A 26,379-nucleotide genomic window follows, 5' to 3' on the forward strand; every position below is an offset into this window, starting at 1 on the left:
GGACCCATGATATTTTGGGGCCAATTTGATCAAGGCCTTGACCTGGAATGCCATGCAGGCACCCTGTTCCCATCGGACATGAATAATAAACGGGTATGTCTCCATGATCTCTCGTCGTCATCTGCTGGCGCTGGGCGGTGGTACCGCCGCGGCGGCCCTGCTGCCGTCTGCTTTCGCCCCGGCGCTCGCCCAGGAAGGGCCGGCGGACAAGGCGCTCTACGCCTTCTTCGCCGAAACATTCGAACGCGACGTTGCGCAAAGCCCGCTGCGCGCCATGCAACTGGGCCGCAAGACCCAGTATGATCAGCTGGATGATGTCAGCGATGCGCGGGCCGCCGCCGATATTGAGCAGAACAGGCAGGATCTGGCGCGTCTGGCCCGTGATTTCCCCGATGACAAGTTGTCGCCACAGGCCCGGCTCTACGCCCGTCTCTTCCGGGAACGGGCTCAGGATGAGATTGATGATTTCCGCTGGCGTCATCACCAGTACCCGCTGACCCTGGTTAGTGGTCCGCATGTGAACCTGCCCGTGCAGATGATCAATCAGCACAAGGTGGAAAGCCGCGCCGACGCCGAGGCCTATATCGCCCGGCTGCGGCAGTTCCCGCGCTATTTCGGGCAGGTGGAGGAAAGGCTGCGCGCGGCGGATGCCGCCGGTGTGCTGCCGCCCCGCTATTTCTTCCCTGATCTGATCCAGACCTGCCGCAACCAGATCAAGGGCCAGCCCGTGGAGCCGCAATCCACGGCGGAGGCCCCGCTTTTCACCGATATCAAGGCCAAGATCGCCAAGCTGGACCTGCCCGAGGCGGACAAGGCCGCCTTGCTGGAACAGGCGGCGGATGCCATGCGCACCGGCGTGGCGCCGGCCTATCTGTCGCTGATCAAGTGGCTGCAGGGGGCGGCACCCCGGTCCAATCCCGACCATGGCGTCTGGCGCCTGCCCGACGGTCAGGCCTTCTACGCCTCCTGCCTGAAACGCTGGACGTCGCTGCCGCTGACGGCGGATTACATCCATTCCACCGGTCTGGCCGAGGTCAAGCGCATCCATGGCGAGATGCGGGCCATCATGAAGCAGGTCGGCTTCAAGGGCGATCTGGCGGCCTTCTTCCAGTTCACGCGCCAGGATGACCAGTTCTACTATCCCGACAGTGCCGAAGGCCGGGCCGCCTATCTGAAACAGGCCGCCGATTATGTCGATGCCATCCGGCCCAAGCTGGATCTGGTCTTCAACCTGAAGCCCAAGGCACCGATGGAGGTGCGGGCCGTGGAGTCCTTCCGGGAGAAATCCTCCCCCGGCGCCTTCTATAACGGCCCCTCACCCGATGGGTCGCGCCCCGGCATCTATTATGTGAACCTGTCCAACATGCGCGCCCGGTCGCGCATCGGGCTGGAAACTTTGTCCTATCATGAGGGCATTCCCGGCCATCACATGCAGGTGGCCATTTCCCAGGAATTGTCGGGCGTGCCCGATTTCCAGAAGTTCGGCGGCGGTTACTCGGCCTATGGCGAGGGTTGGGCGCTCTATACCGAGTATCTGGCCAAGGAGATGGGCTTCTTCCAGGATCCGTATAATGACTATGGAAGGCTGGAAGCGGAGCTGATGCGGGCCATCCGGTTGGTGGTGGATAGCGGCCTGCATGCCAAGAAATGGACCCGGCAGCAGGCCATCGACTATTTCACCACCAATTCCGCCTTGGACCCGGGTGGGGCCGCGCGGGAGATCGACCGCTATATCGGCTGGCCCGGCCAGGCCACCAGCTACAAGATCGGCATGCTGAAGATCCTTGAACTGCGCGAGGCCGCCAGGAAGCGGATGGGGGCGAGGTTTGACATCAAGGGTTTCCATGACACGATCCTGAAGAATGGCCGCATGCCCCTGACCCTGCTGGCTGAACAGGTTGAGGCTTGGTCCAAGGCGTGAAGGCCTGAAACCGGGCGGGACAGGTCATAACCCGCCCGGATTTGGACCTTTCCCATTGAGGCTTGTCTCAATTGGCAGCCTGCAAAGGTCCGATAACCGCCAGCGCACCTTGGGGCGGCGTGATAGGGGTAGGCCTCGTTTGTGACGGAGCCTGCCCCCATGCGCCTGACCCTTTCCACGCTTGCCACTCCCATCGGCACTGCCCTGATCGTGACGGATGGGGCGGGCGCGTTGCGGGCCTTGGATTTCGAGGATTACCGGCCCCGCATGGACCGGCTGCTGCGCCGGCATTATGGGGTGGTGGAGCTGGGCGATGGGCCGGTGCCGTACGCGGTCGCTCAGGCGCTGACCGCCTATTTCGATGGCGACCTGACGGCGCCGGACCGGCTGCCTACGGCCACCAACGGGACCGATTTTCAGCGGCTGGTCTGGACGGAACTGCGCCGGCTGCGGCCTGGCGAGACCGTGAGTTATGGCACAATGTCAGCCCGGATCGGCCGGCCTGCCGCCGTGCGGGCCATGGGGTTGGCCAATGGTGCCAACCCCATCGCCATTGTCGTGCCTTGCCACCGCGTCATCGGGGCCGATGGCTCACTGACCGGCTATGGCGGCGGGCTGCACCGCAAGGAATGGCTGCTGCGGCATGAGGGGGCGTTGATCACGCCCTGACCCATCGCGCAGGATGGCGGCCAGCAGGTCGAACTCAATCTTCTCTGCCTTTCGGAAGCGCACGCAGCCCTTGCCATGGTCCAGCTTTGCCCAGGCCTCCTCATGCTGCGGCGGGACCGTGACGCCGGTCAGATAGACGGACACGTATTGTTTCTGGCTGGCAAAGGCGATGATGGCCTTGCCGTCCACACTATAGACGGGCATGCCCCACTGCATCCCTTCCACATGGCCCGGCAGATTGGTGCGCACCATCTGGCGCAGCTTTTCCAGCCAGGGACGGCGGGCGGGGTCGGCATCGGCCAGGAAGGTGTCGACGTCAGCGGCCTTTGACTGCACCATGATTGTGGTTCCCCCCTTATCACCCCGTTGATGGAACGGCCAAAGCCGGCCCCCGTCAATGGGCAGCATGGCAGGAAAGCCGGGCCGCCGCTTGACAGGGGCACAGTGCTTGGCCCCCATAGGGCCATCATGCCCCGCGATCCCGCCCCCCGTCCGAAAACCCTTCGCCATGTCCGCGATCTGGCTGATCATGGCTTGGCGGCCCCTGCCGATCTGCCCGTGCTGGAACAGGTGGCAGCGCAGTTTGCGGTGGCCGTGACGCCTTCCATGGTCGATCTGATTGACCCGACGGATCCGAACGATCCCGTGGCCCGTCAATTCCTGCCCGATGCGCGGGAACTGGATATCAAGGACGAGGAACTGGCCGATCCCATCGGCGATGATCCGTTCACGCCCGTGAAGGGGATCGTCCATCGCTACAAGGATCGGGTGCTGCTGAAACCGGTCCATGCCTGCCCCGTCTATTGCCGCTTCTGCTTCCGCCGCGAGATGGTGGGGCCGGGCTCGGATGCGCTGAACGCGGACGAATTGGACGCCGCCATCGCCTATATCGCGGACAACCCGGAGATCTGGGAGGTCATCCTGACGGGTGGCGATCCCATGATCCTGTCGCCGCGCCGCATGGCCGAGATCATTGGGCGGCTGAACGATATCCCGCATCTGGGACTGGTCCGCATCCATACCCGCGTGCCCGTGGTGGACCCGGCGCGGGTGGATGCCGACATGGTGGCCGCATTGAAGGGGCCGCGCATTCCCACCTGGGTGGTCCTGCACAGCAATCACTGGCGGGAGTTTGGCGAGGAAGGGCGGGCGGCCATCGCCCGGCTGGTCGATGCCGGCATCCCCATGCTGGGGCAAAGCGTACTGATGCGCGGCGTCAATGACGATGTCGAGACACTGACCCGTACCTTCCGCACCATGATCAGCAACCGCATCAAGCCCTATCACCTGAACCATGGCGACCTGGCCAAGGGCACCAGCCATTTCCGCACGACCGTGGCGGAGGGCCGGGCCCTGATCAAGGCGCTGCGCGGCGATGTGTCCGGCCTGTGCCAGCCCACCTATATCCTGGACATCCCCGGCGGGCACGGGAAAGTGCCGCTGACCGACAGCTATCTGACGCCGGTAGGAGAGGGCGTATGGATCGTCGAGGACCCGCGCGGGGGTAAGCGGCCCTATCAGGGGTAAGTGTTACAGCAGTGCTGACAGATGGGAGTGCGTCACCACCAGCCGATCGCCCTGCCGTGTCAGAACCCAGGAAAATTTGATATTGGTGGGGATCGTCTTGCCATTCGGGCCTGTGATGGTGCCGGTAGCCTTGCCCACGACCAGGTGATGGGTCGGTCCCAGCCCCTCATCATGCAGCCGTTCAAAATTCAGGGCGAATTTGAAGCCCTGGTCGCATTGTTTCTGGAAATCATCGACATCCGGCCCCCTGGCCAGACCGCCCCGCATGCCCATTCCTGTCATCTGGTCGCCCATCAGGCCACGCAGCAATGGGACATCGCAGGTCTGGAACGCCCGTTGGTACTGCGTGATGACGGATGCAACATCGGTCGCGTTCAGGGTGTTCTGCGCCAGGGCGGCCGGGGCCGTAAGGCCCGACAGGATCAAACCGAACAGAACGCCGCGCAGAAGACGCATAATTCAACCCATTCCCACCCGTATAGGAAGTAGGAATAGTAGCCTATATCCGGTGAATGTCCAGAGATTTGGTGGCCTTTGTCACCCCACCACGAAATCCAGGCCGATATCGAAATTCTTCACCGAATGGGTCAGCCAGCCCAGGCTGATCAGGGTGACGCCCGTCTCCGCGATGGCGCGGATCGTGTCGGGGGTGACGCCGCCCGACGCCTCGGTCACCATGCGGCCCGCCACCATCTCCACGGCGCGGCGCAGGGTGGCGGGGTCCATATTGTCCAGCAGAACGGCATCAACCTTCAGGTCGATCAGATCGGCCAACTGATCCAGATCATCCACCTCCACCTCGATCTTCACCATATGGCCGGCGCGGGCGCGGGCGCGCTCCACGGCGGCGCGCAGGCCGCCGGCGGCGACAAGATGGTTGTCCTTGATCAGGACGGCGTCATCGAGCGCGAAACGGTGATTGCCGCCGCCGCCGACGCGCACGGCGTATTTCTCCAGCGCGCGCAGGCCGGGCGTGGTCTTGCGGGTGCAGACGATCTGCGCGCCGGTGCCGTCGATCCGGTCGGCCAGCCGCCTCGTCTCGCTGGCGATACCGCACAGTCGGCCCAGCAGGTTCAGTGCCGTCCGTTCGCCCGACAGGATGGGGCGGGCCAGCCCCTCCACCGTGGCCAGCGTGGTGCCCGGCGCGATGCGGTCCCCGTCCTTTACGTGCCGGGTGATGGACAGGGTTGGGTCCAGCAGGGTGAAGGCGTAGAGCGCCGCATCCAGGCCGGCGCAGACCCCCTCATGGCGGGCATTGAACAGGGCCGTGGCCGTGGCGTCGGGCGGCACACAGGCATCGGTGGTCAGATCGCCCGCCATGCCCAGATCCTCGGCCAGGGCCGTGCGGATCAGGGCTTCATATTGGATAGGGTAGAGGGGCAGGGTCATCACATCACCGGCAGGGGGGAACGGGGCGGGGCCACGCGGATGCGGGGCTGCGGACCGGACAGGGTCAAACGTTGGCGGTGGCGCCATTCGGCGCGGGCTTCCGGCCAGTCCGACCGCTGATGCGCGCCCCGGCTTTCCTGCCGGTTCAAGGCGGCGCGCGTGATCAGGATGGCGGTCAGCAGACGATTGCGCAGCTCGCCCGACAGGCGGATGGCGGCGTGGTCTTGCACCCCGACCTCCAGGTCAAGGCCGGCCTCCAGCGCCTCCAGCTCTGCCAGGGCGCAGGACAGGCCGATGCCATCGCGCAGCAGGCCCACGCTTTCAGCCATGATATCGGCGGCCTGCACCGATACGGCGGCGGCCTGCACGCTGGGCGTCATGGTGGCGGGCAGGTCGGGCAGGGCGATGGGGCCGGGGCGCGGGGGCGAGGAGGCCAGGATGGCATCCGCCGCGCGTTCGGCAAAGACCAGCGCCTCCAGCAGCGAATTGCTGGCCAGACGGTTGGCCCCATGCACGCCGGTGCAGGCGACCTCACCGGCGGCATAGAGGCCGGGGATGCTGGTCCGCCCATCCTGATCGGTGACCACGCCACCCATGTGATAATGGGCGGCGGGGGCCACGGGGATGGGCAGGCGGGCGGGGTCCAGCTTGGCCGCCGCACAGATGCCGGCCACGGTCGGGAACTTGGCGGCTCCGCCATCGGCCCACAGGGCGCGCAGATCCAGATAGACCGGCAGGCCATTGGCGATGCGCCCGCCAATGGCCTTGGCCACCACATCGCGGGGCGCCAGCTCGGCCAGGGGATGGGCCTTCAGCATGAAGCGCCCGCCATGTTCATCCAGAAGATGGGCCCCGGCCCCGCGCAAGGCCTCTGTCAGCAGCGGCACCTGACCGGTGCGCGTACCGGCGAGCGCGGTGGGGTGGAACTGCACGAATTCCAGATCGGCCAGATCGGCCCCGGCGCGGGCGGCCAGGGCGATGCCGTCGCCCGTCGCCTCCACCGGGTTGGTGGTGTGGCGGTACAGCTGCCCGATGCCGCCGCAGGCCAGCAGCACGGCCCCGGCGCGGTGGAAGACCCAACCTTCTTCGGCATGATGGGCCAGGACACCGGCCACGCCATGGCGGCCCATGACCAGATCCCAGACGAAGGCACCGGTCTGTACCTGAATATGCGATGCCGCCCGGACGCGGGCCGACAGGTCGGCCATCAGGGTCCGGCCCGTGGCATCGCCACCGGCATGCAGGACACGGGCCGCCCCGTGTGCGGCCTCACGGCCCAGACACAGACGCCCGCTGGCCTCCCGGTCGAAGGGCAGGCCCCGGTTGATCCAGCGGGTCAGGCGCTTCGCCCCCTCATCGGTCAACAGGGCCGCCATTTCCGGGTCGGTCAGACCGGCCCCGGCCGCCACGGTGTCGGCGGCATGTTCGGCGGGATCATCGGCGGGGTCGATGGCCGCCGCAATCCCACCCTGTGCCCAGTTGGATGAACCGCCGGGCAGGTCATCGGTCTTGGTCAGCAGGGCCACACGCAGCGGAGCCAGCGACAGGGCACCCACCAGCCCGGCCATGCCGGACCCGATGACGATCACGTCGCTGTCACGAAGCTGCATTTTTATTTGCTCCCTCAGGCGCCGGGCGCCGCCATCCGGCGGCTTGGCTTACTTCTTGCCAACTGCCAGCATCCGCTCCACGGCCAGCTTGGCGCGGGCGCTTACCGCCGGGTCGACATGGACCTGGGGCTGCATGGTTTGCAGGCTTTCCAGGATGTTCGACAGGGTGATGCGGCGCATATGGGGGCAGAGATTGCAGGGGCGGACGAATTCGACCGCCGGGTTGGTGGCCGCCAGATTGTCGGCCATGGAGCATTCGGTGATCAGCAGCACGCGCTTGGGCTGCTGGCCCTCCACATAATCCTGCATCTTGGCGGTGGAGCCGACGAAATCCGCCTCCGCCAGCACGTCAGGCGGGCATTCAGGGTGGGCGATGATGGTGATGTCGCCCTTGAATTGGGTCCGGTAGGCGCGCAACTGCTCACCCGTGAAGCGCTCATGCACCTCGCAATGGCCCTTCCAGGCGATGACCTTCTTGGTCGTCTGGGTCGCCACCCATTTGGCCAGATACTCATCGGGAATGCACAGGACCTCGTCACCGGGCAGGGAATTGATCACCTCCACCGCGTTGCCCGAGGTAATGCAGACATCGCTTTCGGCCTTCACGGCGGCGGATGTGTTGACATAGGTGGCGATGGGCACGCCCGGATAGCGTTCGCGCAGCAGGCGGACATCGGCGGCCGTGATGCTGTCGGCCAGCGAGCAGCCGGCATCCATGGCGGGCATCAGCACGGTCTTTTCCGGCGACAGGATCTTCGCCGTTTCCGCCATGAAATGCACGCCGGCCAGGACGATGACATCGGCATCGGTTTCGGCGGCCTTGCGCGCCAGCAGCAGGCTGTCGCCCACGATGTCGGCCACGGTGTGGAAAATCTCCGGCGCCTGATAGTTATGGGCCAGGATGACGGCGTTGCGCTCTTTCTTCAGCCGGTTGATGGCGGCCACCAACGGGGCATGGAAGGGCCATTCCACCTCCGGGATCACGCCCTTGACCCGGTCATAGATCGGCTTGGTGGCCTCGGCCACTTCAGGGCTGTAGGACAGGTCGAGGGGGGCGGACATGGCGGCGGCTCCGGCAGGGACTTATGCTCGATTTGAGCATTACTCTCCCTTATGCTCGCGCAGAGTATAAGGGGTGTCAAGCCCGTGTCGGCGTGGCGTCACGCATCCGTCACAGTTCGGACCGGTGGGATTCGCATGTGTGCGGCGCAACATCGTTACGTGGGAGGGGCGCAGCTGCCCCTCAATTCACCGCCATCAGGCCCCGGAACAGGCTGGTGGCGTCGGTACCGTTCAGGGTGACCTGACCTGTGGGCGTGATGGTCAGGGCGTATTGGTGGGTGGTGCCTTCCGGTCCCGGTTCGGGGCGGCCAAGGCCCTGGAGCGCGTAAAGGCCGATGGCCAGCGTGGCGCCGTTGGCGCCCATCGATTGGTTGATGCCGGTGATGATCTTGTCCACGCCGCGCAGCGACAGGGTGGCGTTCCCCGTCACGCCGCTGGCATTTCCGGGGCCGAAGCGGAAATCGCCCTGGCCCAGGATGGTGGAGTTGGGGTTCCAGAGGGTGAGTTTGGACAGTTTGATGGCACTGCCCGCCGCCGCCAGGGCCGGGGTCCAGCCATCCGCCGGCTTGGCCCCGGTCAAGAGCGCCCTGGGCAGGGATGTGCTGGTCAGATTGATGCTGGCGCGGGCGGGCAGCAGGTCAGGGGACAGGCGGGCACCGGTATGGCTTAACCCGGCATGGGTCCAGTCCAGGGCCAGGGATGCCTTGGCCGATGACAGGCCGGACAGGGTCAGTTTGCCCTTGGCCGTTTCCAGCGCGCTGCGCGTGCCATCGTCGCGTACCTGACGAAAGCCGGCGATATCGGCGGAAAGGTCGGCATTGCGGGCGATGCGGTCCAGATGGGCGCGGTCGCCGCTGGCCAGCAGATCGCCCATGCGGCGCATGTCCAGACCGTCGGCCCCGCCATCCAGGCGCAGACGCTGTACCGCCAGCCGGTCGATGCCCATCGGGTCCTTCAAGGACAGGGCGTCCAGCGCCAGCGACACACGCCCGCTCCACACCCCATCCTTCATGGATTTGGGCGTCAGGATCAGGCGCAGGGCCGACAGGCTGCCGGTACCGGCCCCCAAGGCGGGCTTGAAGGTCGCATTGCCGATGTCGAGATCGGCGGAGAGAAGCGAGCGGCCATCGCCGCTGATGGCCAGCGTCAGGTTCTGCCGGGCGAGTGCGATGTCGCCCAGGCGGAAGCCGTTGCCGCCATAGAGCGTCAGGCCCTGCGGCAGGCGCAGTTTCAGCTGCCACGACCCGTCGGGGCGGGGGGTGGCGTCGCCTTCCACCAGCGGGGCCTCCACCATCCAGCCATCATTGGCGGCCAGCCGCAGGATGGGGATGCGCAGTTGATACAGGCCGGCCTTTTCCGTCACCGCCACATCGGGCACGCGTTCCACATGCAGCCGGTCGTGGCTGCCGGCTGATTCCGACAGGCGGCGGGTCAGCATATCCTTCAGGGACGCCGCCTGTTCCGGGCTGGCCCCGGCGGGGGCGGCGAGGGAGAAGGCGAGGATGGCGAGGAGGAGCAGCGCTTTCTTCATGCCTGATGATCTGACCCGCACAGATGGCTTTTCCATGGCCGGGCTTGCATTATCACAGGCGTCCGCCCATGGATAAAAACCATGAATGCTCATTCATCCTCTGCGGCGGGACTGGCCACGGTTGGGACTGGCCGGGTGCTGGCGGTCCTTGGACCCACCAATACCGGCAAGACCTATCTGGCCATGGAACGCATGGCGGCCCATGCCACGGGCATGATCGGCTTTCCGCTGCGTCTCTTGGCGCGCGAAAACTATGACAAGCTGGTGCGGATGAAGGGGGCCAATCACGTGGCCCTGGTGACGGGGGAAGAGAAGATCATCCCGCCGGCCCCGCGCTATTGGGTCTGTACGGTCGAAAGCATGCCGCTGGAACGCCAAGTGGCGTTCCTGTGCGTGGATGAGATCCAGCTTTGCGCCGATGGGGAACGCGGCCACATCTTCACCGACCGGCTGCTGCATGCGCGCGGTGGGGAGGAGACGATGTTTTTAGGGTCGGACATGATCCGGCCCTTGATCCAGAAACTGATCCCCAAGGTGGAGATCATCACCCGCCCGCGCTTTTCCAAGTTGAGTTTCGGGGGGCACAAGAAGCTGACCAAGCTGCCGCCGCGCAGCGCCGTCACGGCCTTTTCCGTGACGGAAGTCTATCAGCTGGCCGAGATGGTGCGGCGGTCGCGCGGGGGCACGGCGGTGGTGATGGGGGCGCTATCCCCCCGCACCCGCAATGCCCAGGTGGCCATGTACCAGGCGGGCGATGTCGATTATCTGGTGGCGACAGATGCCATCGGCATGGGCCTGAACATGGATGTCGACCATGTCTGGTTCGCCCGCATGAACAAGTTCGACGGGCAGCGTCCCCGCCGCCTGACGGCACCGGAGGTGGCGCAGATCGGCGGGCGCGCGGGCCGGCACCAGACGGATGGTACCTTTGGCACCACCTGGGACTGCTCCCCCCTGGATGATGATATCGTGCAGGCGGTGGAGAACCATACGTTCCCGCCGCTGCAACAGTTGAGCTGGCGCAACAGCGAGTTGGATACGCGGTCGGTGGAGGGCTTGCTGCGCAGCCTGGAGGCGCCATCGCCATCGCCCCTGTTGATCCGTGGCCGGTCCGCCGATGATGTGGAGGCGCTGAAGGCGCTGGCCGGCGACACAGAGGTCATGGGCCTGACGCGCCGTCCGCGCGGGGTGAAGATGCTGTGGGAGGTCTGTCAGGTCCCCGATTTCCGCAAGACCATGACGGACGCGCATACAAGGCTGCTGGGCCAATTGTACCGTCACCTGATGGCACCGGGCGGGCGGCTGCCCACCGATTTCGTGGCCGGGCAGGTGCAGCGGCTGGACAATCTGAACGGCGATATCGACACGCTGGTGTCGCGCATCGCCCATATCCGCACCTGGACCTATATCAGCCACCGCGCCGATTGGGTGGCCGATCCCAAGCATTGGCAGGGGTTGACGCGCGGCATTGAGGACCGGTTGTCGGACGCGCTGCATGAGCGGCTGACGCAGCGCTTTGTCGATAAACGCTCGGCAGGGCTGGTGAAATCGCTGCGCGACGGGCGCGACCTGACGGGGTTTGTCACCAATGACGGGACGGTGATGGTGGAAGGCCATGCGGTGGGGGCGCTGCGGGGCCTTGGCTTTGAAATGCAGGCCGATGTGGGGGAGGATGACGCCCCCACCCTGATGACCGCCGCACGCCGGGCCCTGCGTGAGGAGATTGCGCGCAGAGTGGCGGCGTTGGAGGCGGCGGGGGACGATGCCTTCGCGCTGGGTCCCGACGGGGTGCTGCGCTGGGACGGGGTGGAGGTCGGGCGGCTGATACCGGGGGAGCGGCTGCTGTCGCCGGGGGTGCGGGTGCTGCGCGATGATCTGCTGGAGGGGGGGCAGCGGGAACGGGTGAGGGGGCGGCTGCTGGGGTTCGTGGGGACCCGTGTGCGCGCCGATCTGGCCCCGCTGGTCCGGCTGGAAGCAGCCGAGATCAAGGGGGCGGCGCGCGGGGTGGTGTTTCAGTTGTCGGAGGCCGCCGGAATATTACCGCGTGAGGCGGTGGCGGGATTGCTGCCGGGGATCGACAAGGCGGAACGGGCGGCGCTGGAACGGCTGGGCGTGCGGTTCGGGGTGGGGCAGATATTCCTGCCGGGCCTGATTAAGCCGCGAGCCGCCGCCATGCTGGGCCTGCTCTGGGCGGTGCGGCAGGGGCTGCCGCTGCCGGTGTCGTTGCCGCCGCCGGGGCGGATTTCGGTGGCGCGGGAGGGGACGGACGACGGTCTGTTGCGGGCCGCCGGCTATCTGCCGCTGGGGCCGCGGGCCGTGCGGGTGGATATGGCGGACCGGTTGATGCAAGTGATTGCCGACCGGTCAGGCGATGGGCGGTTGATCGACCTGTCGGGCCTGGCCCCGCTGGCCGCCTGTTCGAACGCCGAGGTTCCGGCCATCCTGACGGCGCTGGGCTGGCGCTTGCGGAAAAAGCCGCCATTGGTGGAAGGGCAGGAGCCGGCGCCCGATATCTGGGTCCGGCGCAAGCCGGAGGTACCGGTGGCCCAGGCGGTGGAGAGGGTGCGCGTGGATGCCGATAATCCCTTTGCCGCCCTGGCCGGTCTGAAGGAAAAGATGCTGGCGGTACCGGCCCCGGTGCGGGCCGGACGGCGGCGGCGACGCGGGGGGAAGGGGGCAACGCCATGACCGAACTGTTGCCCCTGCTGCGCGATGCTGAACAGCGCCTGATGGCATTGGGCGTGGAGGAGGCGCGGCTGGACCTGCTGTATCTGGCCGAACGGGCCTTTGGCATTCCCGTTTCCCGCCTGCGCCGGCCCGACGGGTTGACGGGCACGGCGGAACAGGTGGCGGCGTTCAACGCGTTGGTCGACCGGCGGGCGGCGCGCGAACCGGTGCAGCGTATCCTGGGCGATTGGGAATTCTGGGGCCTGACCCTGGCGCTGGGTCCCGAAACCCTGATCCCCAGGCCCGATACGGAAACGCTGGTGGAGGGGGTGTTGAAGGCCTGCCCCGACCGGGCGCGGCCCTGGCGCATCCTGGACTTAGGGACAGGCACGGGGGCCATCCTGCTGGCGCTGCTGAGTGAGTATCCGGCGGCGTTCGGGGTGGGGGTGGATCTGTCGCCCGACGCGGCGGCGGTGGCGCAGGCGAACGCGGTGTCGCTGGGCCTGTCGGCGCGGGCTGCGTTTGTGGCGGGGTCGTGGGTGGAGGCGCTGGGCGGCAGGTTCGACATTATTGTCTCCAACCCGCCCTATATCCCCGACGCCGATATTGCGGGGCTGGCACCGGAGGTGGCGCGGTTTGAGCCGTGGCGGGCGTTGGCCGGCGGGGCGGATGGTCTTGACCCCTATCGCCATCTGGTGCGGGTGCTGCCGCCGCTGCTGTCGCCCGGCGGGCTGCTGGGGTTTGAACATGGGGCGGATCAGGGGCCGGCGGTGGCGGACCTGATGCGCGGGGCCGGGTTTAAGGATGTCGTCAGTTTGCGCGACCTGGGTGGACGCGACCGGGTGGCCATGGGCCGGGGTTCTGGCCACGATTGACGGGCCTGCCGTACCCTCCCTATCCTCCCCCTCCCCAGACAGGCCGGCGGATGCGCACGGCGGATCGGTGAAGGAGGGGGAGGAAATGTTCAGCCATGTCATTCTCGGTGCCAATGATATCGAGGCATCGAAGGCCTTCTATGATGCGACCCTGGCGGCGCTGGGCATCGCGCCCGGCACTTACGATCCCAAGGGCCGGGTCTTCTACCGCACGCCCACGGGCGTTCTGGGCCTGACCAAGCCCCTCAATGGCGAGCCGGCCACCGGTGCCAATGGCGGCACCATCGGGTTCGGCGCCAAGTCGCCGGAAGAGGTGGATGCCTGGCACACCGCCGGCATCGCCAATGGCGGCACCACCTGTGAGGACCCGCCCGGCCTGCGCACCATGGGCGAGATGAAGCTTTATCTGGCCTATCTGCGCGATCCGGCGGGCAACAAGCTGTGTGGTCTGTACCGCGTTCCAGCCTGACCGGCAGGTGGCGGGACGGCAATGCGGCAGGTGGAAGGCGAATTCGTCTTCCACCTGTTACGCATCCGTAAAAAACCCTTGGAATGCAAGGCGACTATCGCTAGGGTCCGGTTCGGACGGCAGCAGCGCGTGGGGCGCCTGCCGTGGCAAAGCCCTCGGACCGGGGCTTATGCGTCCCAGGGCAGGGCGATCAAACGCCGCCCGAACAGGTCAAGGCCGATAAAAACGGATAAGACGGGACGGCATGGTGTCCGGGGGCTTCGATAACCAGGGGCCGAGCATATAGCGAATGAGACAGGGACCCAATAATCAGCAGCAGCGGCGTCGTGGCCGCGGTGGCAATGGCGGTGGTGGTAACGGCGGTGGCAATAATGGTGGCGGTGGTAATCGCCGTCAGAACATGCCGCTGCGTCACCAGAATTTCGACAGCAGCGGCCCGGATGTCCGCATCCGCGGCAACGCCTTCCAGGTCTATGAAAAGTATCAGGCGCTGGCGCGTGATGCCCATACGTCCGGCGACCGGGTGGCGGCGGAGAACTATCTCCAGCATGCCGAACATTATTACCGCATCATCTGCCAGATCAATGAGCAGGAAGGCCGCGCCCGCCAGCATGTGCCGCGCTATGACGGCGATGAAGGCGAAGGCGGCGATGACGGCATGGGCGAAGGCGATACCGGCGAAAGCGATCAGCCGGCGGCGTGATCCATGGGGGCCGCACTTGGCCCCCGCGGCCGCTTCTGTCATCCTGGCGTCCCGTCACCTGAAGGGACGCAACCGGCATGGCGCAGACGCAGTCGGCCTGGGATCAGGCTGTCGATGACTGGCTTTCATCGCTTCCGGGCCTGCTGACGGCACCGGAATCGGTGCTGTGGTGGCCGGGTCTGGTGGTCGGTCTGATCGGGGCCGTCTGGTTTGGGCGTGACCGCGCGCTGTGGGGCCGGGCCGCCGATTACTGGCGCGAACTGCCCATCGATGCCGGATGCTTCATTGCCAATTCGGCCTTGCCGTTCCTGCTGTCGCCCTTGCTGTTCGCCTTGTCGGTGATCGCGGCCAAGGGGGCGGCGGCCTTTGCGGGGGTGTTGATCGGCAGCGGGGCCACGGACATTCCGGGCTGGCCGCTGCTGCTGCTGGCCGCCCTTGCCGCGTTTGTGGCGGGCGATTTCGCGCTGTACTGGACCCACCGCCTGTTCCATGCGGTACCGCTGCTGTGGCGCAGCCACCGGCTGCACCATGCCCCACCCGTCCTGACACCCTTGACCGCCTTCCGCTTCTGGCCGTGGGAGCAGGTGGTGCATCTGTCGGGCAATATGATCGGCCAGGGGTTGGGGTTGGGGCTGGTTGCCGGACTGGCGGGGACGCAGGTGCCGGCCCTGACGGTGTTGGGCGTCAATATCTTCATGCTGGGATGGGGTCTGGCCTTCGCGCATCTGCGCCACAGCCCCGTGCCGATGCCGTTCCCGCGCGCCCTGTCGGGCTGGCTGATCTCCCCCCACATGCATCAGTTGCATCATTCCCTGGCGGAACAGCACCGCGACCGGAATTTCGGGACCGCGCTCGCCATCTGGGATCGGATGTTTGGGACCTATGCCATACCTGAAAAGGGGGAGCGGTTCCGGTTTGGGGTGGAGGGGTAGAAATGGCGTTCCTGAAGATGCTTGTTATTCCGGCTGGCTGCCTCGTCGCCTTCATGGTGACTTTCAGCCTGACACGCGTGGCTGGTCTTTGGGGACATTCCCTGGACTATGCCATGCTGCTGCTTTTCCCCGCCGCCGCCGCGATCCTCATGCGGCCGCCATTCTCCACCGCCGTCAATATTGTCCTCAGGCTCATTGTCCTGTTCATCGTCGCCAAGTGCTGCATGATGACCGCCTTCGTTCTACACCTCATGATCACGGGGGATAGTATCTGACCAACCGCCCCGCCTTGCATAACGGACCCGGCCCCCCCACACATTGACCCTTTCCGGGCTTTTCCATAGGGTTGCCGCCTTGTTTTTCTTTCTTCGGTGACATGTGATGAGCAGCGAACAGGAACTGGCGCTTGGGGCGAAGGCTTGGCCGTTTGAGGAGGCGCGCAAGCTGGTGGCGCGTCTTGGTGGCAAAGCCCCGCCCAAAGGCTATGTCCTGTTCGAAACCGGCTATGGCCCGTCGGGCCTGCCGCATATCGGCACCTTCGGCGAGGTGGCGCGCACCACCATGGTGCGCCGTGCCTTCGAACGGCTGCTGCCGGGCGTGCCCACGCGCCTGTTCGCCTTTTCCGACGATATGGATGGGCTGCGCAAGGTCCCCGACAATGTGCCCAACCGTGACCTGCTGGCCCAGCATCTGGGCAAGCCGCTGACCAAGGTGCCCGACCCGTTCGGCAAGTTCGAAAGCTTCGGCCATCACAACAATGCCATGCTGCGGGATTTCCTGGATCGTTTCGGTTTCCAGTATGAATTCCAGTCAGCCACCGACTGGTATACGTCGGGTCGCTTCGATGCGGCATTGCTGGCCGTCCTGCGCCATTACGACGAGGTCATGGCCGTGATGCTGCCCACGCTGGGCGCGGAACGTCAGGCGACCTACAGCCCGTTCCTGCCCGTCAGCCCGTCCACGGGCCGCGTGCTGCAGGTGCCGCTGCTGGAACGCAATGTCGATGCCGGCACCATCGTCTATGAGGATGAGGACGGGAAGAAGGTCGAGACGCCGGTGACCGGCGGCGCCGTCAAGCTGCAATGGAAGCCCGACTGGGCCATGCGCTGGCTGGCGCTGGGCGTCGATTATGAAATGGCCGGCAAGGATTTGATCCCCTCGGTCGAACTGGCCGGCAAGATCGTGAAGATCCTGGGCGGCACCCCGCCCGACGGCTTTAATTACGAACTGTTCCTGGACGAGAAGGGCCAGAAGATTTCCAAGTCGAAGGGCAATGGCCTGACGATGGAGGAATGGCTGCGCTATGCCCCGCCGGAGAGCCTGGCGCTGTATATGTTCAACAAGCCGCGCGCGGCCAAGAAACTGTATTTCGACGTGATCCCGCGCGCCGTGGACGAATATCTGACGTTTGTGGAGAAGTTCGACGCGCTGGAACCGGCACAAAAGCTGGAAAATCCCGTCCACCACATCCATGACGGCGTGGTGCCGGACGATGTGCGCGGCACGGCGGGCCTGACCTTCGGCCTGCTGCTGAACCTCGCGGGCGCGGCCAACGCCGAGAGTGCCGACGTGATGTGGGGCTTCATCCGCCGCTATGCGCCCGGCGCCAGCCCGGAGACGGCACCGTTCCTGGACAAGCTGGTCGGCTATGCCGTCACCTATTACCAGGATTTCGTGAAGCCCACGAAACAGTACCGTGCCCCGTCGGAGCAGGAGCGGGCGGCCATTACCGAGCTGCGCGCCGTCCTGGCCGAGATCGCCACCGACACGCCGGCCGACCAGTTGCAAAATCAGGTGTTCGAGGTCGGCAAGAAGCACGGCTTCACCGAACTGCGCGCCTGGTTCCAGGCGCTGTACGAGGTGCTGCTGGGCCAGACCACCGGTCCCCGCATGGGCAGCTTCATCGCGCTGTACGGCGTGAAGGAAACGGTGGCCATGATCGACGCGGCGCTGGCGCGTTGATCTTTGCCTGTTCCCTCAAGCGCCGGGCGCTGCCTCCGGCAGCTTGGCTTCACGCGCACATGGGTGCGCGGGCCAGCGGTCGCTGGCCTCCAAGGGTCACGGAAAGTGACCCTTGGGATACAGTTCTGTGATGCCATTGCCAACAGTGGAACGGGCGGGCCGTCGCAAGCGGCCCGCCCGAATTTTTTGCCAAGCCTGCCGCCAAATGGCCCCAATCCCGTCGCGAACCTGCCCAGAGCGGCTGTTGTTCTGCGGGGGTCGACAGCGCCGGCTTCCCGCCCCGAACCGGTCTGTCGGCTTCCTGATGGAAGGATGACCGCCATGACCAATCGCACCCTGGACCGCACCCTTTCCCGCCTTGACCGTCAGAAACTGTCGGCCATGGGTTTGGTGTTGACCACGGCCCTGCTGTTGGTCATGGCGGGCGTCGCCGCCGGCAATGCCAGCCGGGGGGACCAGACTGCCCGCACCGATACCGGCACCGTCAAGGCCGAGATGCTGGAACGTACCCTCGTCGCGTCGCGGTGAGTGTTCCCTCAAGCGCCGGGCGGGCGCATCCGCGCCCTTGGCTTGCGCGGCACGTGCCGCGCGGCGGCAGTCGCCGCCGGAGCTGTTTTCGGTTAACCGCAAACAGGCCTGATTACCCGGCCAGACCCGGCAAGGGCAGTTCCGTGGTTTCCTTGACGGTGGACACCGCGATCATGCTGTTGATTTCGCGCACGCCCGGCAGCTTTGACAGTTTCTCAAAGAACAGCGCCTCATAGGCCTCGATATCCTTGGTCACGATGCGCAGCATGAAATCGACCTGCCCCATCAGCACGAAACATTCCTGAACTTCGGCAATGCGGCGGATGGCCTCGCGGAAATCGGTCAGCAGGTCGCCGCTATGCGCCTCCAGCTTCACATGGCTGAAGATCAGCACGTTCAGGCCGATGGCCTTGCGGTCCAGCAGGGCCACGCGGCGCTTGATGATCCCATCTTCCTCCAGCCGCTGAATGCGGCGCCAGCAGGGGCTCTGGCTCAACCCCACCTTCTCCGCCACCTCCGCCGCTGTGGCGGACCCGTCACGCTGCAACTGATCCAGGATGCGCCAGTCCAGACCGTCCAGCGGCTTTTGCGGTGCTTGCATGATTTATCCCCATGTTTGCCATTTGGCGCATTACATTTGCGCAAACTATGTCATTTGGACGAAACTTGCAAAGAAATGCCCCGGCGCTTGCCCTATGGTTATTGCACCGCACAAGCGGGAACCCATGGATTTTGGAGCCGGAGATGAGCACCCAGGAACACCCCGCCAGCCTGACCGTCTATCGCGATGCCACCACCGGCGCACAGATTGCGCTGGCGGTGCATCGTGCGGCGGGCGGTGTGATTACCCCGGTGCCCTGGCAGAAGCTACCCGGCGTGGGGCTGGACGAGGCGGTGGAGGCGGCGATGCGTGCGGCCCGGTCCACCCGTGCCTTCGCCATGCTGGTGCCCGCCGATGATGGCGGGTCGATGGCCGATCCGGTCGGTGTGTTGTCGCGCTGCTTCCAGCGGGCGGATCTGGACCGGCTGTCGGTCGGCCCCGAAATGCGTGGCGCCAGCAAGCAGGCCCCCGCTTCCGTCGCGGCGGAGTGACGGCCATGAACAACGTCGCCGCCGTTATGCCCGTCCTGGCCCCGCCCCCGGCCGAGGCACGCCCCACCGATCCCAACCGTACCGCCTGTTTCGCGGTGCTGGCCGACCCCGATCCGGGGGCCTTGCCCCGCGTGCTGGAATTCTTTGCCAAGCGCGGGCTGGTGCCCGCCTCGGTCCAGGCCCGGCATTTCGAGGCGGATGAATGCCTGCATGTCGATGTGCAGGTCCGCACCCTGACCCGCGATGAAAGCGACTATATCGCCCGCTGCCTGCGCGCCCAGCCGCTGGTCCGGCAGGTGCTGACATCCGAACGCCATCGCGTGATGGAGCCGGATGCCCTGTCGGCGTAAATCCGCGTGGATGAAAGGCCGGCGACTGCCGGCCCGCCGCCCATGCGGCGCAAGCCAAGCCGCCGGACGGCGGCGCCCGACGCCTGAGGGAACAAAGACTAGGACGCGTCGCGCAGGTCGTGGATGAAGCCTTCCAGACGGTCATGCATGTCGCCGGACAGGCGTTCGGCGTCTTCGGCGGTGCTGTTGGTCTTGGCCACGGCATCGGCGATGCCGCCGGCCATGTCGGCCATGCGGGAGACGGTGATGCCCAGCGAGGCGGTGCGGGAGGAGACGGTCTGGATGGACCGGCTGATCTCCAGGACCGTCGCTTCCTGCTGCTGCACCGCGTCGGAAATTTCGCCGGCCCCGCTGTCCAGCGCCGTCACGGCATCGGCCACGCTGGCGATGGCGTCCACGGCGGCGCGGGTGGCGGCCTGGATCTCGGCCACCTGACGGCTGATATCCTCCGTCGCGCGGCCCGTCTGGGTGGCCAGGCTCTTGACCTCCGATGCCACGACGGCAAAGCCCTTGCCGGCCTCTCCGGCGCGTGCCGCCTCGATGGTAGCGTTCAGTGCCAGCAGGTTGGTCTGTCCGGCGATATCGGCGATCAGCTGCACCACGCTGCCGATGCGGGCGGCGGTATCCGACAGTTCGGCCACCCTTTCCCGTACGCGCCCCACCTCATGCGCCGTGCCGCGCGCCTGGGCAGCGGCGCCGCTGGCGGTGCGGGCGACCTCCGCGATGCTGGCGGCCATTTCCTCCACAGCCGCCGCGACGGCGGTAGCGTGGCCCGTGGCCTCATCCGCTTCGGCCCGTGCCTCGCCCGTCATCTCACCAGTGCTGGCCACGGAACGGCCCAGCAGGTCCGCCTCTTCGCGCAGGCCGCGTACGGCGGCGTCCAGGCGGCGGGTCATGCTTTCGACATCGACGACGAAACGGTCGGCCAGCCCCTTGCGCAGGGCCACACGCTCGGCCCGCTGCGTCTCGGCGGCCTGCATCTGCTGTTCGCGCAGCCGTTCGGTTTCAACCACGGCCTCTTCGGCCTTGGCGCGGGCGGCTTCGGAATAGAGGAAGGATTTCTCCAGGTTCCAGGACAGCCAGAGCAGCACGCCCGTTTCAACCACCACCACGATGGCATGCACGATGACGCGCAGCAGGCTGCCCTGACCGTCGGGGAAGACCAGCGACGGCAGCAGGAAGGACAGCGTCAGGTGATGCACCGCCGTCACCCCCGCCGCGACCAGGATGACGCGCCAGTTGCAGAAGGCGGTCAGCATGGCCAGGACCGCGAAGTAGAGGAAATGCGCATCGATCTGCCACGGCCCCGCCGATGCCGCGACCACCACCGACACCTGCCCGATGGCCAGCATCGCGATCAGGTAATCGACAGCGGGCCGCGCCATGCGTGTGACATAGGCACCCGTGCCGATGCCGGCGATCAGGGCCGACAGGACCAGCGGCGTCAGCCAGCTCACCTCCCCCCGGATCAGAGTGACCAGCGTCAGGGGCACACACACCCAGAGAAAGACCACGAACAGAGTCAATGCTGCGGAACGGATACGGTCGATGGGGGACATCGGGTGGTGAACTCCCTGTTACGTGATCGTTGTTTTCAGGTGCCGCAATTGACCAGCGCGCCCGACAGCAGCAAGGCCGGCAGGCGTGACAGGCGCGCCGCACTGTCCGGGTCCGGCACCTGCACCAGCCAGACCTGTGGCCCCAGGCCGGCCAGCGGCCCGCTATCCCGCAAGGTCACGCCGGTATCCGCCAAGCGGGCCAACTGCGCGTCCGTCCCCTGCCACGGGGGCAGCAGGACGGCCAGGGTGCGGCCAGTGGCCGGCACGGCAGAGGCTGCGACCAAAAGCGGTGCAGCAAGCAGAAGGGTCGCGGCAAGTGATGCCGGAATGATGTGGCGGGGGAACATTTGTATGGAAACCTGAAATGGAACCTGGAAACAGCTTACGGCCATAGCATGGCCGAAGATGGAGCGATTTTCACCTTTGTCCAGCTGACCCTGCGCATAGGGTAACGACATCGGTGCTATTGTTTCTAAGAGGAATTTATTTAAAGGCGCCTAAAAACAAAGGGTGTGTGTTCTTACAAAAAGGGCATAGGCCATTCGTCGGGGCTTGGTCGGGTTATGGGCCTGCTTGCGTCCCCTGCAAGCCACCCCCGGCGGCAAGCCCCCTTGCCAGCGGGGCCGGCTTGCGTCATCTACAGCCGATCATGGGCATCGAAAATCACAGCAGCAATTTCGCGCCGGCGGCCCGCACCGACGGTCGGATCAACCTTGTCGGCCTTTCCCGCGAAGAGCTGGAAAGCACGCTGGTCGACGCCGGATTCGAGAAGTTCCGGGCGCGCCAGGTCTGGCACTGGATCTATCATCGCGGCGTCACCGATTTCGCGCTGATGTCGACGCTGGCCAAGCCGGCGCGCGAGAAGATGGCCGAGCATTTCGTGGTCGACCGTCCGACGCCCGTGAAGGACCTGAAATCCGTCGATGGCACGCGCAAATGGCTGTGCCGGTTCCATGACGGGCAGGAGGTGGAGGCCGTCCACATCCCGGAGGAAGATCGCGGCACGCTGTGCGTCTCCTCCCAGGTGGGCTGCACGCTTACCTGCCGCTTCTGCCACACGGGCACGCAGCGTCTGGTGCGCAACCTGACGGCGGATGAGATTGTGGGGCAGGTGATGCTGGCCCGCGACCATCTGGAAGAATGGCCCAGCCCGCCCGATGGCCGCATGCTGTCCAACATCGTCATGATGGGCATGGGCGAGCCGCTTTATAACTACGATAACGTCGCCAAGGCGTTGAAGATCATCATGGATGGGGAAGGCATCTCCATCTCCAAGCGCCGCATCACCCTGTCGACCAGCGGTGTCGTGCCCATGATGAAGAAGGCGGGCGAGGAGCTGGGCGTGAATCTGGCCGTCAGCCTGCATGCTGTGAATGACGAGCTGCGCGACCGGATCGTGCCCATCAACCGCAAATACCCGATCAAGGAATTGATGGATGCGGTGCGCAATTATCCGGGCCTGAACAATGCCCGGCGCTGCACCTGGGAATATGTCATGCTGAAGGGCGTCAATGACAGCATGGCGGATGCCCGCGAGCTGGTCCGCCTGATCCGGGACATCCCGTCCAAGATCAACCTGATCCCCTTCAATCCCTGGCCCGGCTCGCCGTTCGAGCGCAGCGACTGGGACCAGATCGAGAAATTCAGCGATTATGTGAACGCGGCCGGCTATGCCAGCCCCATCCGCCGCCCGCGTGGCGACGATATCCTGGCCGCCTGTGGCCAGCTGAAAAGCGAAAGCCAGCGGCCCAGCGCCGCCCAGCGTGCGGGGCAACTGGAGCAGAGCAAGCTGCTTGCTGCCGAATACGCTGCCCAGATCGCGGCGAAGGAAGCGGCGCTGGCGCTTTAGCATCACGTTCCCTCAAGCGCCGGGCGGCGGCATCCGCCGCCTTGGCTTGCGCGGGCATGGGCCCGCGGGCCAGCGGTCGCTGGCCTCCAAGGGGCATGGTGCCCCTTGGTCGGTGGGTCAGTGGCCCAAAAATACAAAAGGGACGGACCAACCCCCGCTGGTCCGTCCCTTTCGCATTCCATCCGGGGGTCGGCGCGCAATACCGCCGGCCCCCGGATGCGCGTCACCCCCGCGACGCGCCGGCCATGGCGGTGGCCGGTCCTGTGGCGCCGGTGATCAGGTGGCGGGCCTGGGATACGGCATCCGCCGTTCCCATCTCTCCCTTCGCCACCTTGCCGGCGAGTTCCATGAGCTGCTTGCCCGTGCTGGAGCCGTTTTCCGCCTCCTGCACCAGATGGATGCCACCCTTCTGGGCGGCGGTATCGTCCCAGGCCTTGCGCACGGCGGCCCAGAAGGTGGCGGTCCTGGCCATGTAATCGTCCGCCGCCTGGAACTCGAATTCGGTGGACGGGACGTAGCTGTTCAACACCACCTCATGCACGATGGTGGTCAGCTTGCCATCGCGCATCCCGGCCTTGGCATTGTCCTGTTCATGCACCCAGCCCTGATGCGTCAGGGCATGGCGGTTGGTGCCATAGTAACGGTCATAGACCGGCTTGCGCACGGCATCGCGCCGCGCCAGGGGGCGGCCCGTCTCCCCGCTGATCCAGCGATGTTCGCCGCGATCATGCTTCCACTGGCCCACCCCGCCATAGCGCGGGCTGTCATCGGTCTGCCAGACGGTCTGGGCCCAGGCGTCGGTGCGCTGTGCGGCGGGCACGGGCGTCAGCTTCCACTGGTCGGGGCCTTCATAGGTCAGGACGGTTTCCGGCTCATAAGTCCAGTCCTGGCGCCAATGCTTGATGACGAAGGGTTTATCCTCCTCATCCTTGACCACCAGCAGATGCTGCAAGCGGATGGTGCGGCCCGTATCCTCGATCACGCGCACCGCCTCAAACCCGCCGCTGCGCTTGGGCTCGATCGGTTCATAACCGGGGGCTATGGCCACCGTCTCCTTGAAGTCGAACTTCACACGATAGGTGCCGGCCATGGCCAGGATGGCGGCGCGGTCGGCATTGAAGGCGGTGCAGTCGGGCTTGCCGCAATCGACCTGGGCCGTGGCGGGCAGGGCGGCCAGCAGGGCCAGAGCCGTCAGACCGGCTTTCAGGGATATGTTCATCGGGGGTTCCTTAGAAGCTGACGGTGAGCGAGGCGCTGAGATTGCGGCCGGGCTGGGTATAGCTGTCGCGGATGGCGGAGCCGGCGGACAGGCCGCGCACATCGCTCCACCACCAGTATTTCCGGTCGGTGATGTTGAAGAGGCCGGCGCGCAGGGTCGCGAAATCCGTCACGCGCCAGCGGGCGGTCGCGTCCAGCACGATGAAATCGCCGGGCGCGAAACAGCCGCCGGTGCAGGTGCTGCCGATGCGGCCCGTGGATTTCTTCGCGGAATAGATGGCGCTGATATCGCCACCGAAACGCCCCTCGGTCGGTTCCTCCCAGCTGACGCCCAATGTCAGTTTGACGGGGTCGATACTGTCCAGCGGGCGCTTAACGCCGGCGGTTTCCTGATCACCCTTGGCATAGGCGGCACCGCCGATCAGGCCGAAACCCTGGCCGATATCCCAGTTGGCCTTGGCCTCCAGCCCCCGGATCGTCACCTTGTTCAGGTTCACATATTGGTAGGTGGCGGGGCTGGCGGCCGTGAAATTGCCCGACACCAGCACCTGTTCGATGAAATCATCATACCAGCCCTTGAACCCGGTCAGGGCCGCCTGCCAGTCATCCCCGCGCAGACGCAGGCCCAGTTCGACGGTGCGGCTGCTTTCCGGTTTCAGATCGGGGTTGGAGATGGAGCGGTAATTCTGCAAAGGGTTGGCGAAGCCGTTATTCACCTGCGCCGGGGCGGGGGCCTTGAACCCCTCCGCATAGTTCGCGAACAGGCCGGCATGGTCGTTCAGCCAATAGAGGGCTGCGAATTTGGGGGAGAAATGATCATCGCTCTGCCCCGTGGCCGTGCCCACGAACAGCGGATCGGTCTTGGGATCGATCTTGTAATAATCATAGCGGATGGCGGGGTAGAGCGACAGCGACCCGCCCAGCAACGTTACCTCATCCTGGATGAACAGGCCGGCCAGCGTATGGTCGGTGCTGGGGAAGGCGCGGGTGGGATAGGTCTCCCCCGCCGGGGGCACGGTGCCGTCGCGCGTGCCCAGCTGTCTGGTCAGGGAGAAATCACCGCCATAGACCAGCAGATGGTCGATGCCATCGCCCTTGATCTGCGTGCTGGCATCGACATTCAGGCCCGTGACCTTGTTGTCGAACGTATTGATGCGCAGGCGGTCGGCGGCGGTGTTGCGGTCTTCGGCGGAATATTGGCGCGTGTCGCTGTCCTGGCGGTACAGCGTCCAGTGCAGGCTGTCGATGACGCCGCCATCGGCGGGATCATAGCGGTGATCCAGGCTGACCCGGTCGCGGCGCACCGTGTCATGGGCCTTCAGACCGATGACGCTGGTCGATGCAAGGGGCGGTACGGCGATGGCCGTCAGGACATCGGCCTCCATATCATGGTCAAACAGCTCATAGGTCAGGCGCAGTGTATGTTCGCTCGTCGGCTGCCAGACCAGCTTGGCCAGGGCCGAGTTATCGGCAATGTCCTGCGGATTGGGCGCGGTGCGGGTGCTGTTGGCGGTCTTGATCGCGCCCTTATTCTCCGTCTCGTGCGTGTCGCGGCGGTTATAGGCCAGCATGGCCGACCAGTCGCCCGCCTTGCCGGCCAGGACCATGCCCTTGCCCCAGCCGCGATCTGCCTCGCTGTAACCGGCCTTCACCTCTCCGCCATAGGCCTTGCCGCCCTGGATGAAATCGACCGGGTCCTTGGTGACGAAGCTGACGGCACCGGCAAGACCATCGGAGCCATACAGGGCCGATGCGGGGCCGCGCAGGATTTCCACCGATTTCAGCAGGTCCAGATCGACATAATCGCCGCGCCCCACCGATTGCCCGCCAAAGGCAAAGGCGTCGGGCGCGCGGATGCCATCGGTCTGGATCAGGACGCGGTTGCCCTCCAGCCCCCGGATATTGAACCCGCTGTTGCCATCGCGGCCCGTATTGGCGCCGGCGGCGGTGAAACGGGTGGGGGAGGATCGGACAGAGACGCCGGGTTCATGCCGGATCAGGTCCTTGATATCGGTGACCAGCCGGTCCCTCACCTTCTCGGCGCCGATCACGCTGACAGTGGCCGGAGCCTCCACCGTTTCCTTGGGCGTGCGGGTGGCGATCACCGTGATCTCACTGACCTGCATATCCGCAGCGTCAGCCACCTGCACATCCTGCGCGCCCACAGGGGCGGCCAGGGCCAACAGAACCAGAGGCAAGGCCGTCATATTCCGGCAAGTCACAATCCCACACTCCCAACTACAATTGCGAACCACTCGCAATATCCATATTCAGAATGCGGGTGAGAATCAATATCAATTTATCCAGGGGGAAAGGGTTCGTGACCGGATCGTGGCGCGGGCTGCCGGATTATGGCGGGACCGCGCCCGAGATGACGCGGAAATGTCCTGGAAATTCCCGTACTCCGCCCCTTGTCGGTCCAGCATCCGCCATGCGGACGCGGTTTTATGAGGATGTCGGGGGACG

General features: G+C 65.7%; 25 protein-coding genes. 14 read left to right on the forward strand and 11 right to left on the reverse strand.

The features are described 5' to 3' along the window. Positions 1-103: 103 nt before the first annotated feature. Positions 104-1,921 (forward strand): DUF885 domain-containing protein, encoded by a 1,818-nt coding sequence (locus ACT6Q8_RS18385; RefSeq protein WP_054167960.1) that lies wholly within the window; start codon positions 104-106, stop codon positions 1,919-1,921. Positions 1,922-2,080: 159 nt separating this feature from the next. Beyond that, complete coding sequence (locus ACT6Q8_RS18390; RefSeq protein WP_444733481.1) at positions 2,081-2,590, forward strand: methylated-DNA--[protein]-cysteine S-methyltransferase; 510 nt, start codon at positions 2,081-2,083, stop codon at positions 2,588-2,590. Here ACT6Q8_RS18390 and ACT6Q8_RS18395 read toward each other — a convergent pair. Then, positions 2,513-2,929, reverse strand: a complete 417-nt coding sequence (locus tag ACT6Q8_RS18395) for an iron chaperone (protein WP_444733480.1) — start codon at positions 2,927-2,929, stop codon at positions 2,513-2,515. The two genes, ACT6Q8_RS18390 and ACT6Q8_RS18395, sit on opposite strands and share 78 nt — an antisense overlap. A gap of 129 nt (positions 2,930-3,058) precedes the next feature. On the opposite strand from ACT6Q8_RS18395, the gene ACT6Q8_RS18400 reads away from it, so the two are divergent. Beyond that, positions 3,059-4,117 carry a lysine-2,3-aminomutase-like protein gene (locus ACT6Q8_RS18400; protein ID WP_444733479.1) on the forward strand — a complete coding sequence of 353 codons (1,059 nt, stop codon included), beginning with the start codon at positions 3,059-3,061 and terminating at the stop codon, positions 4,115-4,117. Between the two features lie 3 nt (positions 4,118-4,120). Here the strand turns inward: ACT6Q8_RS18400 and ACT6Q8_RS18405 are convergent, their stop codons facing one another. From ACT6Q8_RS18405 to ACT6Q8_RS18425, 5 genes are all read right to left on the reverse strand, one after another. Next, positions 4,121-4,573, reverse strand: a complete 453-nt coding sequence (locus ACT6Q8_RS18405) for a nuclear transport factor 2 family protein (protein WP_444733478.1) — start codon at positions 4,571-4,573, stop codon at positions 4,121-4,123. A gap of 81 nt (positions 4,574-4,654) precedes the next feature. Then, positions 4,655-5,506, reverse strand: a complete 852-nt coding sequence (gene nadC / locus ACT6Q8_RS18410) for a carboxylating nicotinate-nucleotide diphosphorylase (RefSeq protein ID WP_444733477.1) — start codon at positions 5,504-5,506, stop codon at positions 4,655-4,657. Then, a complete protein-coding gene (locus ACT6Q8_RS18415; RefSeq protein ID WP_082372284.1) occupies positions 5,506-7,116 on the reverse strand; it encodes an L-aspartate oxidase in 1,611 nt (536 codons plus the stop codon). The genes nadC and ACT6Q8_RS18415 overlap by 1 nt, the downstream gene beginning before the upstream one ends. A gap of 48 nt (positions 7,117-7,164) precedes the next feature. Further along, the gene (gene nadA / locus ACT6Q8_RS18420; protein WP_444733476.1) at positions 7,165-8,178 is read right to left on the reverse strand and encodes a quinolinate synthase NadA; all 1,014 of its coding nucleotides are present in this window, start codon (positions 8,176-8,178) and stop codon (positions 7,165-7,167) included. Between the two features lie 181 nt (positions 8,179-8,359). Next, entirely contained in the window at positions 8,360-9,709 is a 1,350-nt protein-coding gene (locus tag ACT6Q8_RS18425; RefSeq protein ID WP_444733475.1) for a hypothetical protein, read from the reverse strand. Positions 9,710-9,790: 81 nt separating this feature from the next. Between ACT6Q8_RS18425 and ACT6Q8_RS18430 the strand changes: the two genes are divergently transcribed. The 8 genes from ACT6Q8_RS18430 to ACT6Q8_RS18465 all read left to right on the forward strand — a co-directional run bounded on the left by ACT6Q8_RS18430 (position 9,791) and on the right by ACT6Q8_RS18465 (position 17,845). Then, positions 9,791-12,397, forward strand: a complete 2,607-nt coding sequence (locus ACT6Q8_RS18430) for a helicase-related protein (RefSeq protein WP_444733474.1) — start codon at positions 9,791-9,793, stop codon at positions 12,395-12,397. Next, entirely contained in the window at positions 12,394-13,251 is an 858-nt protein-coding gene (prmC, locus tag ACT6Q8_RS18435) for a peptide chain release factor N(5)-glutamine methyltransferase (RefSeq protein ID WP_444733473.1), read from the forward strand. Before ACT6Q8_RS18430 ends, prmC begins: the two co-directional genes overlap by 4 nt. 85 nt (positions 13,252-13,336) lie before the next feature. Then, positions 13,337-13,720 carry a VOC family protein gene (locus ACT6Q8_RS18440; protein ID WP_444733472.1) on the forward strand — a complete coding sequence of 128 codons (384 nt, stop codon included), beginning with the start codon at positions 13,337-13,339 and terminating at the stop codon, positions 13,718-13,720. 289 nt (positions 13,721-14,009) lie between these two features. Then, complete coding sequence (locus ACT6Q8_RS18445) at positions 14,010-14,423, forward strand: DUF4167 domain-containing protein (RefSeq protein WP_444733471.1); 414 nt, start codon at positions 14,010-14,012, stop codon at positions 14,421-14,423. 77 nt (positions 14,424-14,500) lie between these two features. Beyond that, the gene (locus ACT6Q8_RS18450; RefSeq protein WP_444733470.1) at positions 14,501-15,355 is read left to right on the forward strand and encodes a sterol desaturase family protein; all 855 of its coding nucleotides are present in this window, start codon (positions 14,501-14,503) and stop codon (positions 15,353-15,355) included. Between the two features lie 2 nt (positions 15,356-15,357). Beyond that, on the forward strand, positions 15,358-15,630 hold the full coding sequence (locus ACT6Q8_RS18455; RefSeq protein ID WP_444733469.1) for a hypothetical protein: 273 nt from the start codon (positions 15,358-15,360) through the stop codon (positions 15,628-15,630). A gap of 106 nt (positions 15,631-15,736) precedes the next feature. Continuing rightward, on the forward strand, positions 15,737-17,317 hold the full coding sequence (locus ACT6Q8_RS18460; protein WP_444733468.1) for a lysine--tRNA ligase: 1,581 nt from the start codon (positions 15,737-15,739) through the stop codon (positions 17,315-17,317). A 321-nt stretch (positions 17,318-17,638) separates the two neighbouring features. Next, a complete protein-coding gene (locus ACT6Q8_RS18465) occupies positions 17,639-17,845 on the forward strand; it encodes a hypothetical protein (RefSeq protein WP_156344581.1) in 207 nt (68 codons plus the stop codon). Between the two features lie 112 nt (positions 17,846-17,957). On the opposite strand, the gene ACT6Q8_RS18470 is transcribed toward ACT6Q8_RS18465, so the two are convergent. Then, complete coding sequence (locus ACT6Q8_RS18470; protein WP_444733467.1) at positions 17,958-18,446, reverse strand: Lrp/AsnC family transcriptional regulator; 489 nt, start codon at positions 18,444-18,446, stop codon at positions 17,958-17,960. A gap of 143 nt (positions 18,447-18,589) precedes the next feature. Between ACT6Q8_RS18470 and ACT6Q8_RS18475 the strand changes: the two genes are divergently transcribed. Together ACT6Q8_RS18475 and ACT6Q8_RS18480 are read left to right on the forward strand one after the other, a co-directional pair. Continuing rightward, on the forward strand, positions 18,590-18,937 hold the full coding sequence (locus ACT6Q8_RS18475) for a hypothetical protein (RefSeq protein WP_444733466.1): 348 nt from the start codon (positions 18,590-18,592) through the stop codon (positions 18,935-18,937). A 5-nt stretch (positions 18,938-18,942) separates the two neighbouring features. Next, positions 18,943-19,287 carry a hypothetical protein gene (locus tag ACT6Q8_RS18480; protein WP_054167944.1) on the forward strand — a complete coding sequence of 115 codons (345 nt, stop codon included), beginning with the start codon at positions 18,943-18,945 and terminating at the stop codon, positions 19,285-19,287. Between the two features lie 98 nt (positions 19,288-19,385). On the opposite strand, the gene ACT6Q8_RS18485 is transcribed toward ACT6Q8_RS18480, so the two are convergent. Next, positions 19,386-20,846 carry a methyl-accepting chemotaxis protein gene (locus tag ACT6Q8_RS18485; RefSeq protein ID WP_054167943.1) on the reverse strand — a complete coding sequence of 487 codons (1,461 nt, stop codon included), beginning with the start codon at positions 20,844-20,846 and terminating at the stop codon, positions 19,386-19,388. 35 nt (positions 20,847-20,881) lie between these two features. Continuing rightward, complete coding sequence (locus ACT6Q8_RS18490) at positions 20,882-21,193, reverse strand: hypothetical protein (protein WP_444733465.1); 312 nt, start codon at positions 21,191-21,193, stop codon at positions 20,882-20,884. 302 nt (positions 21,194-21,495) lie between these two features. On the opposite strand from ACT6Q8_RS18490, the gene rlmN reads away from it, so the two are divergent. Then, complete coding sequence (rlmN, locus tag ACT6Q8_RS18495; RefSeq protein WP_054167941.1) at positions 21,496-22,695, forward strand: 23S rRNA (adenine(2503)-C(2))-methyltransferase RlmN; 1,200 nt, start codon at positions 21,496-21,498, stop codon at positions 22,693-22,695. Positions 22,696-22,918: 223 nt separating this feature from the next. On the opposite strand, the gene ACT6Q8_RS18500 is transcribed toward rlmN, so the two are convergent. Together ACT6Q8_RS18500 and ACT6Q8_RS18505 are read right to left on the reverse strand one after the other, a co-directional pair. Continuing rightward, entirely contained in the window at positions 22,919-23,914 is a 996-nt protein-coding gene (locus tag ACT6Q8_RS18500) for a DUF6607 family protein (protein WP_444733464.1), read from the reverse strand. Between the two features lie 10 nt (positions 23,915-23,924). Then, positions 23,925-26,120, reverse strand: coding sequence for a TonB-dependent hemoglobin/transferrin/lactoferrin family receptor (locus ACT6Q8_RS18505; protein WP_444733463.1), 2,196 nt, complete (start codon positions 26,118-26,120; stop codon positions 23,925-23,927). Between the last annotated feature and the right edge of the window lie 259 nt (positions 26,121-26,379).

This window comes from Niveispirillum sp., assembly GCF_052437035.1.
Taxonomy (GTDB): domain Bacteria; phylum Pseudomonadota; class Alphaproteobacteria; order Azospirillales; family Azospirillaceae; genus Niveispirillum.

Excerpts from the sequence above, each read along its gene's own strand:
- ACT6Q8_RS18440 (WP_444733472.1), top strand. The coding sequence starts at position 13,337 with ATGTTCAGCCATGTCATTCTCGGTGCCAATGATATCGAGGCATCGAAG.
- nadA (WP_444733476.1), bottom strand. The coding sequence starts at position 8,178 with ATGTCCGCCCCCCTCGACCTGTCCTACAGCCCTGAAGTGGCCGAGGCC.
- ACT6Q8_RS18415 (WP_082372284.1), bottom strand. The coding sequence starts at position 7,116 with ATGCAGCTTCGTGACAGCGACGTGATCGTCATCGGGTCCGGCATGGCC.
- nadC (WP_444733477.1), bottom strand. The coding sequence starts at position 5,506 with ATGACCCTGCCCCTCTACCCTATCCAATATGAAGCCCTGATCCGCACG.
- ACT6Q8_RS18395 (WP_444733480.1), bottom strand. The coding sequence starts at position 2,929 with ATGGTGCAGTCAAAGGCCGCTGACGTCGACACCTTCCTGGCCGATGCC.
- ACT6Q8_RS18485 (WP_054167943.1), bottom strand. The coding sequence starts at position 20,846 with ATGTCCCCCATCGACCGTATCCGTTCCGCAGCATTGACTCTGTTCGTG.
- ACT6Q8_RS18450 (WP_444733470.1), top strand. The coding sequence starts at position 14,501 with ATGGCGCAGACGCAGTCGGCCTGGGATCAGGCTGTCGATGACTGGCTT.
- ACT6Q8_RS18500 (WP_444733464.1), bottom strand. The coding sequence starts at position 23,914 with ATGAACATATCCCTGAAAGCCGGTCTGACGGCTCTGGCCCTGCTGGCC.
- ACT6Q8_RS18505 (WP_444733463.1), bottom strand. The coding sequence starts at position 26,120 with ATGACGGCCTTGCCTCTGGTTCTGTTGGCCCTGGCCGCCCCTGTGGGC.
- ACT6Q8_RS18390 (WP_444733481.1), top strand. The coding sequence starts at position 2,081 with ATGCGCCTGACCCTTTCCACGCTTGCCACTCCCATCGGCACTGCCCTG.
- ACT6Q8_RS18470 (WP_444733467.1), bottom strand. The coding sequence starts at position 18,446 with ATGCAAGCACCGCAAAAGCCGCTGGACGGTCTGGACTGGCGCATCCTG.
- ACT6Q8_RS18460 (WP_444733468.1), top strand. The coding sequence starts at position 15,737 with ATGAGCAGCGAACAGGAACTGGCGCTTGGGGCGAAGGCTTGGCCGTTT.
- ACT6Q8_RS18465 (WP_156344581.1), top strand. The coding sequence starts at position 17,639 with ATGACCAATCGCACCCTGGACCGCACCCTTTCCCGCCTTGACCGTCAG.
- ACT6Q8_RS18445 (WP_444733471.1), top strand. The coding sequence starts at position 14,010 with ATGAGACAGGGACCCAATAATCAGCAGCAGCGGCGTCGTGGCCGCGGT.
- prmC (WP_444733473.1), top strand. The coding sequence starts at position 12,394 with ATGACCGAACTGTTGCCCCTGCTGCGCGATGCTGAACAGCGCCTGATG.
- ACT6Q8_RS18490 (WP_444733465.1), bottom strand. The coding sequence starts at position 21,193 with ATGTTCCCCCGCCACATCATTCCGGCATCACTTGCCGCGACCCTTCTG.
- ACT6Q8_RS18405 (WP_444733478.1), bottom strand. The coding sequence starts at position 4,573 with ATGCGTCTTCTGCGCGGCGTTCTGTTCGGTTTGATCCTGTCGGGCCTT.
- ACT6Q8_RS18430 (WP_444733474.1), top strand. The coding sequence starts at position 9,791 with ATGAATGCTCATTCATCCTCTGCGGCGGGACTGGCCACGGTTGGGACT.
- ACT6Q8_RS18455 (WP_444733469.1), top strand. The coding sequence starts at position 15,358 with ATGGCGTTCCTGAAGATGCTTGTTATTCCGGCTGGCTGCCTCGTCGCC.
- ACT6Q8_RS18400 (WP_444733479.1), top strand. The coding sequence starts at position 3,059 with ATGCCCCGCGATCCCGCCCCCCGTCCGAAAACCCTTCGCCATGTCCGC.
- ACT6Q8_RS18475 (WP_444733466.1), top strand. The coding sequence starts at position 18,590 with ATGAGCACCCAGGAACACCCCGCCAGCCTGACCGTCTATCGCGATGCC.
- ACT6Q8_RS18480 (WP_054167944.1), top strand. The coding sequence starts at position 18,943 with ATGAACAACGTCGCCGCCGTTATGCCCGTCCTGGCCCCGCCCCCGGCC.
- ACT6Q8_RS18425 (WP_444733475.1), bottom strand. The coding sequence starts at position 9,709 with ATGAAGAAAGCGCTGCTCCTCCTCGCCATCCTCGCCTTCTCCCTCGCC.
- rlmN (WP_054167941.1), top strand. The coding sequence starts at position 21,496 with ATGGGCATCGAAAATCACAGCAGCAATTTCGCGCCGGCGGCCCGCACC.
- ACT6Q8_RS18385 (WP_054167960.1), top strand. The coding sequence starts at position 104 with ATGATCTCTCGTCGTCATCTGCTGGCGCTGGGCGGTGGTACCGCCGCG.